The sequence below is a fragment of the Brevundimonas vitisensis genome (assembly GCF_016656965.1).
GTDB classification, from domain to species: Bacteria; Pseudomonadota; Alphaproteobacteria; order Caulobacterales; family Caulobacteraceae; genus Brevundimonas; species Brevundimonas vitisensis.
The window spans coordinates 1,601,467-1,618,115 of record NZ_CP067977.1; the positions used below are offsets into that span (position 1 = coordinate 1,601,467).

Consider the following 16,649-nt stretch of genomic DNA (forward strand, 5'->3'; position numbering starts at 1 on the left):
GGGCACGAAAAAGGGGCCCGGCACATATGCACCGAGCCCCGTCTTCACGACTGGCCTGAAGGATCAGGCGGCCAGTTTCTGGGCCCGCAGACGGGCCTTGGGCAGGTCGTAGCGGTCATTCTCCATGACCTGGACCCAGGCCTTGACGAAGTCGCGCACGAATTTCTCGCCTGCATCGGCGCTGGCATAGACCTCGGCCAGGGCACGCAGCTGCGAGTTGGCACCGAACACCAGATCGGTGCGCGTCGCGGTCCAGCGGTGCTCGCCGGTGTCGCGATCGGTGCCGACGAAGGTTTCGTCCCCGTGTCCGTCGACCTGTTTCCAGGCCGTGCCCATGTCCAGCAGATTGACGAAGAAGTCGTTGGTCAGCTGGCCCGGACGGTTCGTCAGGACCCCGTCCTTGGAGTCCTTGTGATTGATGCCCAGGACCCGCAGGCCACCGACCAGCACCGTCATCTGCGGGGCGGTCAGGCCCAGCAGCTGCGACCGGTCGACCAGCAGTTCCTCGGTCGGGACGTTGAACCGCACCTGCAGATAGTTGCGGAAGCCATCGGCGCGCGGCTCCAGCACCTTGAAGCTTTCGGCGTCGGTCTGTTCGGCGCTGGCGTCGGTGCGGCCGGGCGTGAAGGGCACTTCGATGTCGTGGCCGGCGGCCTTGATGGCCTGTTCGACCCCGACCGATCCGCCCAGCACGATCAGGTCGGCGATGGAGACGTTCAGGCCGCTGGCGGCCTGGATGCCTTCATAGACCTTGAGCACCCGGTCCAGCTTTTCAGGCTCGTTGACGTCCCAGCTGCGCTGGGGCTCCAGCCGGATGCGCGCGCCATTGGCACCGCCCCGGTGGTCCGACCCGCGCCAGGTGGAGGCCGAGGCCCAGGCCGTGCGGACCAGGTCGGCGACCGACAGGCCAGAGGCGGCGATATGGCCTTTCAGCGCCGCGATATCCGCCTCGGTCAGCTCGGGGCCGGTGTGGGCGGGAATCGGGTCCTGCCAGATCAGATCCTCGGCCGGGACTTCCGGGCCGTGGTAGCGGATCTTGGGTCCCATGTCGCGGTGGCACAGCTTGAACCAGGCCCGGGCGAACTGGTCCGCGAAATAGGCCGGATCGGCGCGGAAGGCCTCCATGACCTTGCGGTATTCCGGGTCGAATTTGAACGCCATGTCGGCGGTCGTCATCATGGTCGGAACCCGCTTGCCCGGCGTGTGGGCGGCGGGGGCCAGGGTATCGTCGGGATTGCCGACCGGCTGCCACTGCTTGGCCCCGGCCGGGCTGCGGACCAGCTCATAGTCGTGGTCCAGCAGCATGTCGAAATAGCTCATGTCCCAGGTGATCGGCGTGGGGGTCCAGGCCCCCTCGATTCCCGAGGTGATGGTGTGGTCGCCGATGCCGCTCTCATGGCCCGAGACCCAGCCCAGGCCCTGCTGGGCGATGTCCGCGCCCTCGGGGCTGACGCCGACCAGTTTGGCATCGCCCGCGCCGTGGGCCTTGCCGAAGGTATGGCCCCCGGCCGTCAGCGCCGCCGTCTCGACGTCGTTCATGCCCATCCGCTCGAAGGTGATGCGGATGTCGCGCGCCGACTGCAGGGCATCGGCCACGCCGCCGGGACCTTCGGGGTTCACATAGATGAGGCCCATCTGGATGGCGGCCAGCGGGTCTTCCAGCACCATTTCCTTGTCGGGCTGGATGCGGGTCTCATTGCCCTCCTCGCCGACCCATTTCTCTTCGGTGCCCCAGTAGACGTCCTTTTCCGGTTCCCAGACGTCGGCACGGCCGCCGCCGAAGCCGAAGACCGGCCCGCCCATCGACTCGATGGCCACATTGCCGGCCAGGATCATCAGGTCCGCCCAGGACAGGCTGGCCCCGTATTTCTGCTTGATCGGCCACAGCAGGCGCCGCGCCTTGTCCAGGTTGCCGTTGTCCGGCCAGGAGTTCAGCGGCGCGAACCGCTGCTGCCCGGCCCCACCGCCGCCGCGTCCGTCGCCGGTGCGATAGGTGCCGGCCGAGTGCCAGGCCATGCGAATGAAGAAGGGGCCATAGTGGCCATAGTCCGCCGGCCACCAGGGCTGGCTGTCGGTCATCAGAGCGTGCAGGTCGCGCTTCAGACCCTCGTAATCGATCTTGTTGAACGCCTCGACATAGTCGAAGTCGTCACCCATCGGATCGCCGGTCTTGCCCTGCTGGTGCAGGATGTCGACGGAAAGGTGGTTCGGCCACCAGTCGCGATTGGTCCGGCCCAAAAGCGACCGCAGCGCGGCCGGCTCCTTCTTGGGATCGTGGAGAGGCGAGGGTCCACCGGCGTTTCCATCCATGACGGGCATCCTATCTTGGTTGTAGGTTGGGGCTCCGTTCTAACCCAGCTTGGCCATCAAATTAAGTTTATTGTTTTGATGCTGTCGATAAGCCCACCCTATGCTTGAGGCCTGCCGTATCGACGTTTGGCTGTGGCGGGCGCGGTTCGCCAAGACGCGGTCCCTGGCGGCCAGCATGGTCGAGGCCGGGCGGGTCCGGCTGACCCACCACGGCACTCAGGTGCGGCTGGACAAGGCCAGCCGCTCGGTTCACCCGGGCGACGATCTGGTGTTCGCAGTGGGCGAGCGGGTCGTCGCGATCCGGGTCGTCGCCCTGGGCGAGCGGCGCGGCCCTCCGGCAGAGGCCCGCGCCCTGTATGCGCCACTGGACGAGGCTTAACCCACGAGAACGAGGCTCAAGCAGCGAGCCGCCGCGCGGCGAGCGATAGGCCCCCTGTTCACCTACTGAGCCGCGACGAACTCACCCTCGATGTGCAGTTCGACCTCGTCACCGATGGCAGGCAGACCATAGGTCATGCCGAAGTCGGAGCGCTTGATCGTGGTCTCGCCGTCGAAGCCGACGCGGTACTGGCCGCGCTGCTCGCCCGCCTGGTTGAACTCGACCTCCAGGGTCACCGGGCGAGTGACGTCCTTGATGGTGAGGTTGCCGACCACATCGGCTTCGGTCGGGTCGTCGCTGTCGACGGTGATCGAGGTCGCCACGAAGGTGATGGTCGGGAACTGGGCCGCGTCGAAGAAGTCGGCCGATTGCAGGTGGGTCTTCAGACCCTCGGACGTATTGTCATGGCCGGCGACGGGCACGGTCGCGGTCAGGGTCGAAGCCGAGGGATTGGCCGGATCGAGCGTCAGGTTCGCCTCGACGCCTGCGAACTGGCCGATGTAGGTCGAAAAGCCCAGATGATTGATTTTATAGGTGATCTTTCCGTGCGCCGAATCCAGCGTGTAGTTGCCGGCGCGAACCTCGGCGGGATTCTGCGTAAAGGCGGACTGGGCGATGACGCCTCCGGCCACGAGCGACAGGGCAATTCCCCCCATGAGGGCGGATCGGGCGATGAGACGCATGAGAAAGCTCCATTGAACGGTAGGGCAGACGCGCGATCTGCAATCGCACATGCGACAGATAGGGCGCAATCACGTCCGGCCAAGCCCACAAGGGGCGATATCTGCCGCGTTTGGTTGACAGCGGGGCGACGGAAGGCCATTTCCGCCACCCGTCCTCCCCAATGCGCGAAGCCCGCCCATGACCTACATCGTCACCGACGCCTGCGTGAAATGTAAGTTTATGGACTGCGTCGAGGTCTGCCCCGTCGACTGCTTCTATGAGGGCGAGAACTTCCTGGTCATCGCACCGGACGAATGCATCGACTGCGGCGTGTGCGAGCCCGAGTGCCCGGTCGACGCCATCAAGCCCGACACCGAAGACGAGCCGGACGGCAAATGGCTCCGGGTCAATGCCGACTATGCGAAGGTATGGCCCAACATCACGGTCAAGGGCACACCGCCCGCCGACGCCGAGGCCTTCGAGCGCGAGACCGGAAAATTCGAGAAATACTTCTCGGAGAAGCCCGGCAAGGGTTCCTGACGCAGCACCCCCCGTCGGGTAGGCGTTCGCGCGGGATCGACGGTCCGGCATCGGACGTTTTGAAATTCTGCGATTTTGTGATAGGTTCCTTCCATTGGGTCGGGCGGTCCGCGATTTCTTCGCGCCGCCCGCGTTTGCGACAGAACTCCGGCCACGAAGCCGGGGTCGGCCAGAGGTTCGGTGATCCGTTTCCCTTTTTGACGACTGATCCTGTTCCACCGACGCGAGAGCGGCGGCGGGCAAGGCAATTTCGTCACGGGTCTCGGGTGCTTCCTTTCGCCGGGAAAAGGATGACACATGACGACGAAGACGGGTCTGGAATTCAAGGTCGGCGACGCGGTCGTCTATCCGGCGCACGGTGTCGGCAAGGTCGCGGCCGTTGAGACGCAGGAAGTCGCGGGCATGTCCCTTGAGGTCTATGTCGTGACCTTCGACCATGAAAAGATGACGCTGCGCGTCCCCACCAAAAAGGCCAAGACGGCCGGTCTGCGTTCCCTGGCCGCCGATGACGTGGTCACCAAGGCTCTGACGACGCTCAAGGGCCGCGCCCGCATCAAGCGCACCATGTGGTCGCGCCGGGCCCAGGAATACGAAGCCAAGATCAATTCCGGCGACCTGATCTCGATCGCCGAAGTTGTGCGCGACCTGCACCGTGCCGACAGCCAGCCGGAACAGTCCTATTCGGAGCGCCAGCTGTATGAATCGGCCCTGGACCGTATGGCCCGCGAAGTCGCTGCCGCCAACCGGATCGACAAGACGGCTGCGGTCGAACTGCTGGCCAAATCGCTGAGCGCCAAAAAGGCCGTCGCGCCGGCGGCCCCTGAAGCCGACGCCGAAGCCGAGGCCGAAGCGGCCTGAGCCATCGGCCCGAGAAACGACAAAAGGCCCCGGATCGCTCCGGGGCCTTTTTTCTTTCGCGCTCCCCTCCATGAGGAGGAAGAGGAGACCTCAGAAATACTCGGCGTTGGCAGGACACACCGCGTTCAATCGCCGCGCCGTGATGCTGGCCGGCAGATAGGGCGTGCCGCGCGCGAGCTGGGCCCCGCCGGTGAAGCGGAAGCTCTCGGGCTGATAGGTGCCGTTCAGACGGACACGCACCTGGCGACCCCGCCGGTCGGTGCAGACGCCCTCGAACCGGGCATTGCCCCCACCGACGACCCGCGTCGGATAGGTGCAGGACCACCGCCGCGTCGACAGCCCACCGAAGAAGCGGTTGATCTCGCTGGGGCGCACACATTTCTGTTCGGTGTCGCGCACGCCGACGGCGCTGGTCGTATATTCCCAGTATCCAGGCAGGACCTCGGTCCGGGACGCCTGCGCCTGGGGCGAGGCGGCGGGTGCCGCCAGCATCATCGCCCCGGCCAGAAGCGGAGCGCCGAACGCCAGCAGGCGCGGCAGTCGGTCAGGAATGACAGAAGCAATCTTGGACATGGCAGCCCCTTTGTTCGTCTCGTCGTCAGAGATACAGTCGATATATGGCGGGATTTGAACAGGGGCTGAACGGCACCACGCCTATTGCCACTTGTCGGTCCCAACAGGATCGGCCTTGACGCCGGAACCCCGGTTCCTCTATACGGCCCCCTCTCGCGCGGGACCCCGTCCTGCACGAACCCGTTTCATGCTTCCGCTGCACCGTTTGCGCGGGGGCCAAAGACCTTAAGGATCTGACGATGTCGCGTCGCTGCGAACTCACCGGGATCGGCCCCATGGTCGGCCACAGCGTGAGCCACTCGAACATCAAGACCAAGCGCCGCTTCCTGCCGTCGCTGAAGACGGTCAAGGTGGCGTCTGAGGCCCTGGGCCAGACCTATTCGCTGCGGATTTCCAACGCCGCGCTGCGCACCCTCGACTACAAGGGCGGCCTGGACGCCTTTATCGTCAAGGCTCGTGACGAGCAGCTGTCGGTCGCCGCCCAGCGCATCAAGCGTCAGGTCAAGGCCAAGCTGGCCGAACAGGCCGCTGCCGCCTGATTGGTCGATCCGACCGATGAAAAGACATGAGGCCGGTGGCAACACCGGCCTTTTTCTTTGCCTGAGGGGTCGCAGTCTTTAGGGTCTGTCCGTAGTCCGTCTTTTCGAGGTTTCCGGCATGGCGTCTCCCCTTCGTCTCGTCCTGATGGCGGCCAGCGCCATGACGGTTGCCCTGACGGCGGCCGAGGCGACGCAGGCCCAGACGACCGGTGGACGGACCTCTACCGAATGGACCCTGGACACCGGCCATCCGCGCACGCCCGAGCAGCTGGCCATGCGGTTCGATGTGGCGGATCTGTCGATCAAGGTCATGCCGCAGACCCGCACGATCGAAGGTGTGGCGACCCTGACCTTCACCGCCGAGGCTCCTTTGGACCGGCTGGTGGTCGAGCTGGACACCGTCTTCGACGTGGCCTCCGTGTCGGTCGATGGCGTCGAAGTGCCCGCCGGGACCTGGACCAATCCCGAGGGCCGGATGACCATCCCCCTGGCCCGGCCGCTGGCAGCAGAAGAAACGACCCGGCTGCGCATCGCCTATTCGGGGGCCCCGCGCGTCGCCGTGAACGCCCCGTGGGACGGCGGCTTCGTCTGGTCCCGCGCGCCAGGAGGAAAGCCCTGGATCGCCACGGCGGTCCAGGGCGATGGCTGCGACCTGTTCTGGCCCTGTATCGACCATCCCATGTCCGAGCCTGGACGGGTCGATCTGCACATCACCGTGCCCTCGGACCTTTCGGCGCCGTCCAACGGCCGGTTCCTGGGCAAGCAGGATCACGGCGACGGCTGGACGACCTGGAACTGGACCGCGCGCGATCCGAACAACTATGCCATCGCCCTGACCGTCGGCCCCTATGTCGAGCTGACCGGCACCTATGAGAGCCGGTTCGGCAACACCATCCCCCTGCATTTCTGGCATTTGGACAGCGCCGATCCGGCCCGTGCCGCCGGTCTGTTCGCCGAGTTCAGCCAGCAGCTGGAATTCTATGAGCGGGTCATCGGCCCCTTCCCCTTTGCCGACGAGAAGATGGGGGTCGTCGAGACGCCGCACCTGGGCATGGAGCACCAGACGATCAACGCCTATGGCAACGGCTACAAGAAGGACGACACCGGCTACGACTGGCTGCTGCACCATGAGCTGGCGCACGAATGGTTCGGCAACCAGATGACCAATGTCTCCTGGGACGACATGTGGCTGCACGAAGGGTTCGGCACCTATATGCAGCCGCTCTACACGCGCTACCTGAACGGCGAGCGGAACTTTCAGGCGACGATGAATGAACAGCGGACGGCCCTGGTCAACCGCTACCCCGTCGTCTCCGGTCGTCCCCTGACCGAGGAGCAGGTCTATGAAGGAGACGTCGGGCCCGGAAACGACATCTATTACAAGGGCTCGCAGATCCTGCACACGCTGCGGCTGCTGATCGGGGACGCCGCCTTCTATGAGGCGACGCGGCGGCTGGTCTATGGACGGCCCGACCCCCAGCCGGGCAATTTCGAGCCGCGCTTTGCCACGACCCAGGATTTCGTCACCATCGTGGAGCAGGTGACGGGGCGGGAAATGAGCTGGTTCTTCGACGCCTATCTATATCAGGCGGCCCTGCCGGACCTGAAGACGACGCGGCAAGGGGATGTGCTGGCGCTGGAATGGGTGACGGGCAATGGCGGTCCCTTCCCCATGCCGATCGAGGTCGAAGTCGACGGCCAGGTCACGACGCTCGCCATGACCGATAACCGCGGCACCCTGTCCGTCCCGGCGGATGCGCATGTCCTGATCGACCCGATGAACAAGGTGCTGCGCCGCCTGGACGCCGTTGACGCCTATAACGCCTGGGTCGAGGAACAGCGCGCCCGCGCGCGGCGCTGAGGCTGACGTCAGACCTCGGCGACCGTCACCTTCTGGCGCACCATCTGGCAGGCTCCGCCCGTCGACAGGAAGGCGATGTCGGCTGCGTCGCGTCCACAGGCAATGCGGACCAGTCCCTGGATTTTTGCCAGCCGGGTCGGATCGACCAGCCACCAGCCGTCGGACAGGAAGACCTCGAACACGGCGTGGAAATCCGGCGGATTGAGGCCGAAGGAATAGGCGCTCACCGCACGGGCAGGGATTCCTGAGGCCCGGCAGAGGGTGACGCCCAGATGCGTGAAATCGCGGCAGACACCGGCCCGGTCGATGAAGGTATGAACAGCGGTCGTCCCGGCATTCGACACGCCGTGGGTATAGTCGATGTGCTCGCTGATCCAGTCCAGGATGGCCAGGACCCGCTCTCCCCCGCGGCTGGCGCCGAACTGGCGCTCGACGAACCGGCCGAACTGATCCGAGGGGCAATAGCGGCTGGGCCACAGGAAGGTCAGGGCCTCGGCCGGCAGGTCGGTCCAGTCATGTTGAGAGGCCCCCGGCGGCAGGCCGATCAAGGTGCCGTTGTCGACCGTCGCCTCATAGGTCAGGGCTACCTCTCCCGTCAGACGCGCGCGCAAGGTGCGATAGCCGAACGGGCTGACGTCTTCCTTGAAGACCACCGGCGGGGTGGTGACGATCCGCTCGTCCAGCATCGACTGTCCCGGCCAGTGCGCGGCCTGGATCTGGAAGATGGCATCGGTCTCGGGACCGAATTGATAGACGAGGTCGCTGCGGACGCGGAGTTTCAATCGGCACCAGAGGGCGTGAGGGACAGGAAGAAGATCAAGTCGGAATGCGATGAACCGGCTGCGCGATGGGCAACGCCCCGCGACCCTTTCGGCTCCCGCCTCGCGCGCTTAGGCCAGCGTCGCGTCCGAAATGAGACGCACCAAATCTGTTGCTACCCTGCGGGCGGCACCAGAAACCGGTCCGTTCGGCGAAACATCGCCGGCGAAAGGCCCTGAATTCTGGCTCCCAACAGGTCGACCAGCCGTCGAAATGCTTTTTGGAGACTCTTCTCAGGAGCCAGACAGATCGCAAAGGAGAGCAGGGTGACACCGATCATGCCGGCCATGAGCGCCGCAACGGGCCAGGGAGCCAAGGCCTGCATCAGCAAGGCTCCGACGACCGAATGCAGCAGATAAAGCGGATAGGTCGCCAGCCCGATGGCCCGGCTCAGATCAGCACGCCGAGGTGTCCAGATCAGATCATTATAACGCAGGGACCCGATCATCAGGGTGATCGAGACAAGCCAGACGGCCATGGCGACGAAGGGCGGAGACGCCATTTCATACACCTGACGCTCCAGGCCGACCCTGTAGATTTCGATCAGCCCTGCCAGTACCGCCACGACCAACATGGCGGCATGAACCGGTGTCAGGACACCGCGACGGACCCACATCCACATCATCCCGCCGATCGCGAAGAACACGCCGTGCTCGAAAAGACCAAGCCGGCTGATCAGCGTGGGCACGCCCTCGACGGCCTGCGGCCAGACCAGCCACGCGACCCAGTACGCAGCGCTGATAGCGGCTAGAGCATAGAAGAGCCGGTGCGCCGATCGAAACCCGTTGGCACAGAGCGTCACGAGAACTACGGCGTAAAACGCCATCTCGACCCCGAGCGTCCAGTAGACGCCATCCACCCACGGTCCCGTCGGTATCAAGATCATCGTCCGAACATAGCGGACCACCAGCTCGTTCAACCCATAGAGGCCCGCAACAGCAAGGGCACAGGCGCTGATGGAGGCGCAGATCCAAGCGCCCGGATAAAGGCGCACCAACCGTGATCTTGCAAAGGAGAATGGGCTCGATCCGTCCGCCGAATAGGCGATGACGAGACCAGAGAGCACAAAGAAAATCTCGACGCCGACCCAGCCGAATGCCGTTACCGGCGCTGCGGCCTCGAACCGGAGCCCGTCAATCAGGAGGCCGGACGTGGAATCGGACTTGGCCCAGCTGAGATAGGCCAGGTGATAGACCATGACCATGAAGGCGGCGGCGAAACGGATAATATCCAGGCCCACCACGCCTCTGCGATGGCTGCCGTCGGCATCCGCGTTCGCACCCACCTGCGTCTCAGCCATGTCGCTTGTCCCCCGTCTCCGCGATAGCGCCAAGGCTGGTCCGGGCGCAAGCGCCTACCAAGCGGTGGAATCAGGCGACAGCCGTCACCGGGCTTCGGCCTTGCAGCCAGGGCGGGGGTGGCATGGCGCGGTGGGCTTCGGCCAGAGCCTCGGACCAGCGGCGTCCCAGCTCGCGGAAATAGGGGTCGTCGGCCTCGATCCGGCGCTGCTGACCGCAAAGGCCGTCGCGCGGGATGACGATCATGTCGAACGGGGGCCCGACCGCGATATTGGACCGGATGGTTGAATCGAACGAGATCAGGCCCAGCTTGACGGCCTCGGCCATGGGCGTTTCGGGCCGCAGGGCGCGGTCCAGGATGGGCTTGCCGTATTTCAGCTCACCGATCTGAAGATACGGCGTATCCGCCCCGCATTCGATGAAATTGCCCTGGGCGTAGATCAGGTACAGCCGCAGCTTGCCGCCCTGGACCTGGCCTCCCATCAGCATGCTGGCGCTGAGTTTCAGGCTGTCGGCTTCCAGTGAGGGCAGCAGGTCGTGGCGCACCTGGGCCAGCGCATGACCGACCAGTTGCGCCGCGCGGAACATGGTGGGGGCGGTATGCAGCGTTTCGACGGTGTCGCTGCCCGGCATCTGCACGCCCTTGGCCACCATCGACAGCGCCATCTGGGTGACCGACAGGTTCCCGGCCGTAGCGATGGCAATGACCCGGTCGCCCGGCACCTCGGTCACATGCAGCTTTTTGTAGGACGAGATGTTGTCCACGCCCGCATTGGTGCGCGTGTCGGCAATCATCGCCAGACCGTCATTCACCAGCATGCCTACGCAATAGGTCAAGTCACCCGACCTCCGTCCCCCAGACGACACGCGACGCTAGCAGATTCGAGCGTCATGGCGATCACGACCATCCCATTCTCTGCTGTTGCTGCTGAGTCTGTTGCATTCGGCGCACGACAAGCCGGACCGACAGACTCTCGCGGCCGCCGCCATAGCTGGTGCCCCTGATCGGAGCGGCACCCAGATAGTCCGGCCCCGTCGCGATACGGACATAGGCCTCGGTCGGAGAGACGCCATTGGCCGGATCGAAGCCGACCCAACCCAGATTCTCGACATAGGCTTCGGCCCAGGCATGTCCGGCGTCCTGGTTTTCCTGACCGTCCGATCGCCACAGGTGCCCCGAGACATAGCGCGCCGGGACGCCGATCAGACGGGCGCAGGCGATGAAGATCTGGGCATGGTCCTGGCAGACGCCCCGTCCCAGGGCAAAGGCCCTGGCCGCCGTGTGGCTGGAATCGGTGGCACCGATCTCGAACATGACCCGCTCGCCGATCGCGCCCATCAACCGGTGCAGCCGGTCCAGAGATGTCCCCTGGCCCGCTGCGGCGACGGCAAAGTCACGCAGGGCCTCGTCGGCCTGGGTCAGGGGCGTTTCGCGCAGGAAGACCAGAGGCGAAAGCCGCTCTCGAACCCCGCGCAGGACCCCGCCCGTATCGGCGGTGACGACCTCGCCCGTCACCCGAATGGTCAGGGCAGCGGCGGGCGATTCCGTATAAAGATTATGGACGATATTGCCGAAGCCGTCCTCGGATCGACGCAGCCGGGCGTCCACATCGGTCTCTATGCGCCAGTCGCGGACCTGTTGTCCGTCGGTCGAGCGCGGCGTCAGCCGCAGCGACTGAATGATGAACCGTGCCGGATGGGCATAGTCGTATCGCGTGGCGTGATCGATCCGGATGCGCACGCTACACCAGATACTGGTCGTGGACGGCGGCAGCCAGGGCGTTGTTTTCCTTTAGGAATTTCTGGATGTACTCGTGCAGACCCGATTGGAAGATGTCTTCGATCCGCGCCTCGTTGAACTCGGTCAGGCGGCTCGATGCCAATCGCTGAGCCGGTCCGCGCCGGTTGTAGTCGGCCGCCAGCCGTTCCAGATAGCTGACGATCATCCCCTGACAGCTGGCCAGTGAGCGCGGCATCTGCCGGTTCAGCACCAGCAGATCGGCCACCAGCCAGGGCCGCACCGATTCCCGATACACCCAGCGATAGGCCGTCAGCGCCGACACCTCGCGCAGCAGGGTGGTCCACTGGAAATAGTCCAGCTGGCCGCCCACCCGTTCGCCGGGCGGCAGCAGCAGGTGATATTTCACGTCCAGCAGCCGCGCCGTATTGTCGGCCCGCTCGATCGCCGCCCCCAGGCGCAGGAACCAGTAGGCGTCGTTACGCAGCATGGTCCGCGACGAGGCCCCCTCGACGGCCAGGGAGACCCCCTTGACCCACTCCAGGAAGCGCACGAAGTCGTCGCGCTTGCCCGGCTTGCCGAAGTCGGCCAGGCCGTTCCAGGCCCCGTTGATGGCTTCCCACAACTCGACCGTGAGAGCGGTGCGGACAGACCGCGCATTGGTCCGCGCCTTGATCAGGCAGGCCTGAATCGACGATCCGTTGTCGGGCGAGAACGCCAGATACTCCCGCACCGACGCCTCGGTCGGTCGGCCCCGCCCGGATGCGGCAAAGGCACCGCCCGCCCCGGCAGAGGCCAGGGCACCGGCCCAGGCGGAAGCCGCCGCGTCCTCGCCCGCTGGCAAGGTCGCCAGACGCAGGGCTGCCTCCAGGATGCGCGCGACAAAGTCGGCACGCTCCATATAGCGACCCGTCCAGTACAGGCTGTCGGCGGTACGCGAGAGCATCAGACAGCCACCTCAGTCATCCAGCACCCAGGTGTCCTTCGTGCCCCCGCCCTGGCTGGAGTTGACCACCAGGGACCCAGCCTTCAAGGCGACGCGCGTCAGGCCGCCGGGCGTCACCCGCACGCCTGCCGGGCTTGTCAGAACGAACGGGCGCAGATCGACATGCCGGGGCTGCAGAGTGCCGCCGTCCAGCGTGGGGGCGGTCGACAGGCTGAGCGTCGGCTGGGCGATGAACTCCTCGGGGTGCGCGATCAGCTTGGCGCGGAAGGTCTCGATCTCGGCCTTGGTCGCCGCCGGTCCCACCAGCATGCCATAGCCGCCCGATCCCCCGACCTCCTTGACCACCAGTTGGTCCAGTTGCCCCAGAACCTCCTTCAACGCTTCCGGCTCGCGACAGCGCCAGGTCGGGATGTTCTTCAGGATCGGCTCCTCGCCGGTGAAGAAACGCACGATCTCGGGCATGTAGGTGTAGACGCATTTGTCGTCCGCGACCCCTGTGCCCACCGCATTGGCCAGGGTGACATTGCCCGCCAGATAGGCCGCCATCAGTCCAGGGACCCCCACCGCCGAATCCGGGCGGAAGGTCAGGGGATCGATGAAATCGTCGTCGATGCGGCGATAGATGACATCGACCTTCTGGGGACCTTCGGTCGTGCGCATGAAGACGGTGTCGTCATTGACGAACAGATCCGTCCCCTCGACCAGTTCCACACCCAGTTTGTCCGCCAGGAAGGAATGCTCGTAATAGGCAGAGTTGAACGGACCGGGGGTCAGAACCACGATCCGGGGATCGTCACCGGCACTGCCCGGCGCGCCCGACTGCAGCGTCCGCAGAAGGGTGTCGGTATAGGTATCGACCGGGTGGATGCGATGCTCGGCGAACAGGTCGGGGAACAGCCGCATCATCATCTCGCGGTTCTCCAGCATGTAGGAGACGCCGGAGGGCGTGCGCGCATTGTCTTCCAGGACCTGAAAACCATCCTCGCCCGTGCGGACCAGATCGATGCCGGCGATGTGGCACCAGACATCCCCCGGGGGACGGCGACCCTGCATCTCGGGGCGGTATTGCGGATTGGTCAGGACGATGTCGGCCGGGATGACGCCGGCGCGGATACATTCCTGAGGTCCATAGATATCCTTCAGAAAGGCATTCAGCGCCCCGACCCGCTGCTTCAGGCCGCGTTCCAGAAGACGCCACTCATTGGCCGCGATGATGCGGGGCACGACATCGAACGGGATCAGCCGCTCGTTGGATTCCGCATCGCCATAGACGGCAAAGGTGACACCCATCCGCCGAAAGAACAGCTCGGCCTGGCGAGAGCGCGATGACAGCAGATCCGCAGGCGCAGCCTTCAGCCATCGGTCCAGCGTCCGATAGCTTTCGCGGACCTCGCCCGCGCCCATTCCTGACATCTCGTCGAACGTGATGTGCAAACCCCAGTCGTGCCCTGTGTCGTTCGGGCAGCTTGAAACGACGGGTGACGATCAGGCAACAGAAATGTTGCGGTGCCGAACGATCTCTTCGCTTGACCGTTCCAGCGTTACAGCATAGTGGAACACCGCGATGACCGATCCCCTCCCCCGCCAGACGACCCGTCAGGTCTCCGACGACAGGCAAGCCCTGTACGACGCCCTGCTGTGCCTGGAGACACCTCAGGAGGCGGAGGCCTTTCTGGCTGATCTGTGCACCCCGGCCGAGCTGCGTGCCTTTGCCGAACGATGGGCCGTGGCCCGACTGCTGGACCAGCGCCAGCACTCCTATCGCGAGATCGCTCTGGAGGCCGGGGCCAGCCCCACCACGGTCGTCCGCGTCGCCCGCTTCCTCAAGGACATGGACAACAATGGCTATCGCCTCGTCCTGGACCGCCTGAAAACGAAAGCCTGATTTTCCATGAGTACCGTTCAGGGGCGACTGCGTATCGCCGTCCAGAAATCCGGCCGCCTGGCCGACCGCAGCCTCGATCTGGTCCGCGATGCGGGCCTGCGGGTCATCAAGGGCAACAACGACCTGCTGTATCGGGTCGAGAACTATCCGATCGACCTGCTGCGCGTCCGCGATGACGACATTCCCACCTTTGTCGCCGATGGAGTCTGCGACCTGGGCATCGTCGGCGAGAATGTACTGGAGGAAGGCAAGAACGGCGGTACCAACGCCGAGGTGGTCATGCCGCTGGGCTTTGGGCGCTGCACGCTGAAACTGGCTGTGCCGCCGACGCTGGACTATGCTGGCCCTGCCTCCCTGGACGGCAAGCGGATCGCCACTTCCTATCCGCGGATCCTTCGCCGCTACCTGGACCAGCAGGGCGTGGCCGCCGACATCGTAGTCATGCGCGGTGCGGTCGAGGTGGCCCCCCGGCTGAAGCTCGCTTCCGCCATCTGTGACCTGGTCTCGACCGGGGCCACGCTGGAGGCCAACGGCCTGGATGCCAAGGAGACGGTGTTCGAAAGCCAAGCGGTGCTGATCCGTTCGCCGTCCGGGCCCGAGCCCGCCCTGGCGCACCTGCTGGAAAGCATTGTCGAGCGGATCAGCGGCGTGGTGTCCTCCCAGGGGGCCAAATACGTGATGCTGAATGCGCCCCGAAGCGCCCTGGACCAGATCACCGCCATCCTGCCCGGCGCCGGATCGCCCACCGTCATGCCGCTGATGGGCCGCGACGACGCCGTGGCCGTCCACGCGGTCTGTCAGGAGGCGGTTTTCTGGGAAACTCTGGAAAAACTGAAGGCGGCGGGCGCTTCGGCCATCCTCGTCCTCCCAATCGAGAAGATGATGTGATGGCCGATCTGAACTGGAACCGCATCGACTGGTCCGCCCTGTACGAGGCGGGACGCAGAGCCGCCCTGGCCCGCCCCACCCGGCGCAGCGACGACAGCGTCAGCAGCGTCGTGCGCGAAATCTTCGATGACGTCCGCACGCGCGGTGGACAGGCCGTCACCGACTGGGCTGTCCGGCTGGACAAGGCCCCGCCCCGCCGTGTCGCCGTCACCGAAGAGGCCGTGGCCAAGGCGCGGGACACCCTTCCTCCCGCCGATACCCGCGCCATCCGCATCGCCGCCGAAAACGTTCGGGTGTTCCACCAGGCCACGCGCCCCGAGGATTCGCCCTTCATCGAGACGACGCCCGGCGTGCTCTCGCGCCTGGTCTGGCGTCCGATCGGGGCGGCCGGACTCTATGTCCCGGGCGGAACCGCGCCGCTGTTCTCGTCCCTGCTGATGCTGGCCATCCCGGCAGAGGTCGCCGGCGTGGGCCGAAGGGTGGCGGTCACCCCGCCCCGGCCTGACGGCAGTGTCCACCCGGCCATGATCCTGGCCGCAGCCGAGGCCGGACTGGAGGAAATCTGGCTGCTGGGTGGGGCCCAGGCGATCGCTGCCCTGACCTTCGGAGCGGTGCTGGAGGACGGCGAGATTGCGCCGTGCGACAAACTGTTCGGCCCCGGCAATGCCTATGTCGCCGAGGCCAAGCGCCAGGCTTCGGCCCTGCCCGGCGGCCCGGCGCAGGACATGCCGGCGGGACCGTCCGAACTGCTGGTCATCGCCGACCGCGACACGGATTTCGAGATCGCTGCCGCCGACCTGCTGAGTCAGGCCGAGCACGACGCCGATGCCCAGGTCATCCTGGTCAGCGACAGTCGCACGGCGGTGGCCGGCATTCTCGAGGAGGTGGAGCGCCAGCTGCCCAGCCTGCCTCGCGCCGAGGTCGCCCGCGCCTCTCTGTCCGAAGCGAGGATCGTGCTGGTCCGCGACCGGGAAGAGGCCTGCGCCGTCTCCAATCTGTATGGCCCCGAGCACCTGTCGATCCAGACCCGCGACCCGGAGGAAATGGTCGAGCAGATCACCGCCGCCGGTGCGGTCTTCGTCGGCGGATGGGCGGCCGAGACCCTGGGCGACTATGCCGCCGGGCCCAGCCACGTCCTGCCGACCGACGGCGGGGCACGCACCCTGGGGGGCATCACGACGGCCAGTTTCATGACCTCCATGTCGGTCCAGACGGTGACCCAGGCCGGAGCCGCCGCCCTGGCCCCCGTCGCCGCCCGCCTGGCCCGGCTGGAAGGCCTGGAAGCGCATGCGCGGTCTGCGGACTTGAGGAGTGGATCGTGATGGAGGTGCAGCAAATCCTGCCCCGTTTCG

At 65.6% G+C, this 16,649-nt stretch carries 17 protein-coding genes; 8 read left to right on the plus strand and 9 right to left on the minus strand.

Annotation, left to right across the window (positions count from 1 at the left end):
- Window positions 1-63: 63 nt before the first annotated feature.
- Window positions 64-2,310, minus strand: coding sequence for a catalase/peroxidase HPI (katG, locus tag JIP62_RS08100; RefSeq protein ID WP_201101634.1), 2,247 nt, complete (start codon window positions 2,308-2,310; stop codon window positions 64-66).
- Between the two features lie 100 nt (window positions 2,311-2,410).
- Between katG and JIP62_RS08105 the strand changes: the two genes are divergently transcribed.
- Window positions 2,411-2,689 carry an RNA-binding S4 domain-containing protein gene (locus JIP62_RS08105; protein ID WP_201101635.1) on the plus strand — a complete coding sequence of 93 codons (279 nt, stop codon included), beginning with the start codon at window positions 2,411-2,413 and terminating at the stop codon, window positions 2,687-2,689.
- A 62-nt stretch (window positions 2,690-2,751) separates the two neighbouring features.
- Here the strand turns inward: JIP62_RS08105 and JIP62_RS08110 are convergent, their stop codons facing one another.
- Window positions 2,752-3,372, minus strand: coding sequence for a YceI family protein (locus tag JIP62_RS08110; RefSeq protein ID WP_201101636.1), 621 nt, complete (start codon window positions 3,370-3,372; stop codon window positions 2,752-2,754).
- A gap of 178 nt (window positions 3,373-3,550) precedes the next feature.
- Between JIP62_RS08110 and fdxA the strand changes: the two genes are divergently transcribed.
- Complete coding sequence (fdxA, locus tag JIP62_RS08115; protein ID WP_201101637.1) at window positions 3,551-3,892, plus strand: ferredoxin FdxA; 342 nt, start codon at window positions 3,551-3,553, stop codon at window positions 3,890-3,892.
- Between the two features lie 297 nt (window positions 3,893-4,189).
- Window positions 4,190-4,750: a CarD family transcriptional regulator gene (locus JIP62_RS08120; RefSeq protein ID WP_201101639.1), complete on the plus strand. Its 561-nt coding sequence runs from the start codon at window positions 4,190-4,192 to the stop codon at window positions 4,748-4,750.
- 90 nt (window positions 4,751-4,840) lie between these two features.
- Here JIP62_RS08120 and JIP62_RS08125 read toward each other — a convergent pair whose 3' ends face one another.
- Window positions 4,841-5,323 (minus strand): DUF3617 domain-containing protein, encoded by a 483-nt coding sequence (locus tag JIP62_RS08125; protein ID WP_201101641.1) that lies wholly within the window; start codon window positions 5,321-5,323, stop codon window positions 4,841-4,843.
- A 239-nt stretch (window positions 5,324-5,562) separates the two neighbouring features.
- Between JIP62_RS08125 and rpmB the strand changes: the two genes are divergently transcribed.
- Both rpmB and JIP62_RS08135 read left to right on the plus strand, forming a co-directional pair.
- A complete protein-coding gene (gene rpmB, locus JIP62_RS08130) occupies window positions 5,563-5,862 on the plus strand; it encodes a 50S ribosomal protein L28 (protein ID WP_201101643.1) in 300 nt (99 codons plus the stop codon).
- Between the two features lie 118 nt (window positions 5,863-5,980).
- Window positions 5,981-7,723, plus strand: coding sequence for a M1 family metallopeptidase (locus JIP62_RS08135; protein WP_201101645.1), 1,743 nt, complete (start codon window positions 5,981-5,983; stop codon window positions 7,721-7,723).
- 8 nt (window positions 7,724-7,731) lie between these two features.
- Here the strand turns inward: JIP62_RS08135 and JIP62_RS08140 are convergent, their stop codons facing one another.
- From JIP62_RS08140 to JIP62_RS08165, 6 genes are all read right to left on the minus strand, one after another.
- Window positions 7,732-8,505, minus strand: coding sequence for a transglutaminase-like domain-containing protein (locus tag JIP62_RS08140; protein ID WP_201101647.1), 774 nt, complete (start codon window positions 8,503-8,505; stop codon window positions 7,732-7,734).
- 152 nt (window positions 8,506-8,657) lie between these two features.
- Window positions 8,658-9,842, minus strand: coding sequence for an acyltransferase family protein (locus tag JIP62_RS08145; RefSeq protein ID WP_201101648.1), 1,185 nt, complete (start codon window positions 9,840-9,842; stop codon window positions 8,658-8,660).
- A gap of 70 nt (window positions 9,843-9,912) precedes the next feature.
- Window positions 9,913-10,659, minus strand: coding sequence for a peptidase (locus JIP62_RS08150; protein WP_230974693.1), 747 nt, complete (start codon window positions 10,657-10,659; stop codon window positions 9,913-9,915).
- A 79-nt stretch (window positions 10,660-10,738) separates the two neighbouring features.
- On the minus strand, window positions 10,739-11,581 hold the full coding sequence (locus tag JIP62_RS08155) for a transglutaminase family protein (protein WP_201101652.1): 843 nt from the start codon (window positions 11,579-11,581) through the stop codon (window positions 10,739-10,741).
- 1 nt (window position 11,582) lies between these two features.
- Window positions 11,583-12,524 carry an alpha-E domain-containing protein gene (locus tag JIP62_RS08160; RefSeq protein ID WP_201101654.1) on the minus strand — a complete coding sequence of 314 codons (942 nt, stop codon included), beginning with the start codon at window positions 12,522-12,524 and terminating at the stop codon, window positions 11,583-11,585.
- A gap of 12 nt (window positions 12,525-12,536) precedes the next feature.
- Window positions 12,537-13,928 carry a circularly permuted type 2 ATP-grasp protein gene (locus JIP62_RS08165; RefSeq protein ID WP_230974694.1) on the minus strand — a complete coding sequence of 464 codons (1,392 nt, stop codon included), beginning with the start codon at window positions 13,926-13,928 and terminating at the stop codon, window positions 12,537-12,539.
- Between the two features lie 160 nt (window positions 13,929-14,088).
- Here JIP62_RS08165 and JIP62_RS08170 point away from each other — a divergent pair, with 160 nt between their 5' ends.
- From JIP62_RS08170 to hisD, 3 genes are read left to right on the plus strand one after another with little or no spacing between them, the layout of a single operon-like run.
- On the plus strand, window positions 14,089-14,409 hold the full coding sequence (locus JIP62_RS08170) for a YerC/YecD family TrpR-related protein (RefSeq protein WP_201101657.1): 321 nt from the start codon (window positions 14,089-14,091) through the stop codon (window positions 14,407-14,409).
- A gap of 6 nt (window positions 14,410-14,415) precedes the next feature.
- Window positions 14,416-15,297 (plus strand): ATP phosphoribosyltransferase, encoded by an 882-nt coding sequence (gene hisG / locus JIP62_RS08175; RefSeq protein WP_201101659.1) that lies wholly within the window; start codon window positions 14,416-14,418, stop codon window positions 15,295-15,297.
- A complete protein-coding gene (hisD, locus tag JIP62_RS08180) occupies window positions 15,297-16,619 on the plus strand; it encodes a histidinol dehydrogenase (protein WP_201101661.1) in 1,323 nt (440 codons plus the stop codon). Before hisG ends, hisD begins: the two co-directional genes overlap by 1 nt.
- The last annotated feature ends 30 nt before the right edge of the window (window positions 16,620-16,649 follow it).

What these genes read in the sequence shown, in the direction of transcription:
- katG (WP_201101634.1), bottom strand. Translation starts at nt 2,310, where the DNA reads ATGGATGGAAACGCCGGTGGACCCTCGCCTCTCCACGATCCCAAGAAG.
- JIP62_RS08105 (WP_201101635.1), top strand. Translation starts at nt 2,411, where the DNA reads ATGCTTGAGGCCTGCCGTATCGACGTTTGGCTGTGGCGGGCGCGGTTC.
- JIP62_RS08110 (WP_201101636.1), bottom strand. Translation starts at nt 3,372, where the DNA reads ATGCGTCTCATCGCCCGATCCGCCCTCATGGGGGGAATTGCCCTGTCG.
- fdxA (WP_201101637.1), top strand. Translation starts at nt 3,551, where the DNA reads ATGACCTACATCGTCACCGACGCCTGCGTGAAATGTAAGTTTATGGAC.
- JIP62_RS08120 (WP_201101639.1), top strand. Translation starts at nt 4,190, where the DNA reads ATGACGACGAAGACGGGTCTGGAATTCAAGGTCGGCGACGCGGTCGTC.
- JIP62_RS08125 (WP_201101641.1), bottom strand. Translation starts at nt 5,323, where the DNA reads ATGTCCAAGATTGCTTCTGTCATTCCTGACCGACTGCCGCGCCTGCTG.
- rpmB (WP_201101643.1), top strand. Translation starts at nt 5,563, where the DNA reads ATGTCGCGTCGCTGCGAACTCACCGGGATCGGCCCCATGGTCGGCCAC.
- JIP62_RS08135 (WP_201101645.1), top strand. Translation starts at nt 5,981, where the DNA reads ATGGCGTCTCCCCTTCGTCTCGTCCTGATGGCGGCCAGCGCCATGACG.
- JIP62_RS08145 (WP_201101648.1), bottom strand. Translation starts at nt 9,842, where the DNA reads ATGGCTGAGACGCAGGTGGGTGCGAACGCGGATGCCGACGGCAGCCAT.
- JIP62_RS08150 (WP_230974693.1), bottom strand. Translation starts at nt 10,659, where the DNA reads ATGCTGGTGAATGACGGTCTGGCGATGATTGCCGACACGCGCACCAAT.
- JIP62_RS08160 (WP_201101654.1), bottom strand. Translation starts at nt 12,524, where the DNA reads ATGCTCTCGCGTACCGCCGACAGCCTGTACTGGACGGGTCGCTATATG.
- JIP62_RS08165 (WP_230974694.1), bottom strand. Translation starts at nt 13,928, where the DNA reads ATGGGCGCGGGCGAGGTCCGCGAAAGCTATCGGACGCTGGACCGATGG.
- JIP62_RS08170 (WP_201101657.1), top strand. Translation starts at nt 14,089, where the DNA reads ATGACCGATCCCCTCCCCCGCCAGACGACCCGTCAGGTCTCCGACGAC.
- hisG (WP_201101659.1), top strand. Translation starts at nt 14,416, where the DNA reads ATGAGTACCGTTCAGGGGCGACTGCGTATCGCCGTCCAGAAATCCGGC.
- hisD (WP_201101661.1), top strand. Translation starts at nt 15,297, where the DNA reads ATGGCCGATCTGAACTGGAACCGCATCGACTGGTCCGCCCTGTACGAG.